The sequence below is a fragment of the Shewanella electrica genome, from assembly GCF_022321485.1.
GTDB lineage: Bacteria > Pseudomonadota > Gammaproteobacteria > Enterobacterales > Shewanellaceae > Shewanella > Shewanella electrica.
Genome location: NZ_JAKOGG010000091.1, coordinates 1 through 351 on the forward strand (window position 1 = coordinate 1; position 351 = coordinate 351).

1 protein-coding gene is annotated in these 351 nt (G+C 47.6%); it reads right to left on the minus strand.

The window, feature by feature from the left end; all coding sequences use genetic code 11:
- Positions 1-351 (minus strand): hypothetical protein (locus L9G74_RS23935; RefSeq protein ID WP_238898535.1); only part of this gene is annotated, 351 nt, incomplete at both ends.

The window sequence follows — 351 nt, forward strand, 5'->3', positions numbered from 1 at the left end:
TCTCCTTTTTTTTTTTTTCCCCCCATTATTTTATCCTCTCTTCTCCTTTTTTTTTTTTTTCCTATTACGTTCTCCTTTTTTTTTTCCATTACTTCCTCCTCTCCTCCATTTTTGCCATCATTGCCTCTTTGTCTCCTGTTTCCATTTTCTCCTGACTCCCGCGTTCTGTCCCAGGGCCCCATGTGCAGTTTGAACCAAAAAGTCCTTTTTTCTCCTCTAAATTTCTCCTCCCTGCCTCGTCGCCGCCTCCGCTCTTCCACTCCCGGCTCCGAAATCCCAAATCTTCCTACAACGCCCTCAAACCAGCGCCGCTGGGGACCAAAACGCCTCTCCTCCTGCTGCCACGTTTTG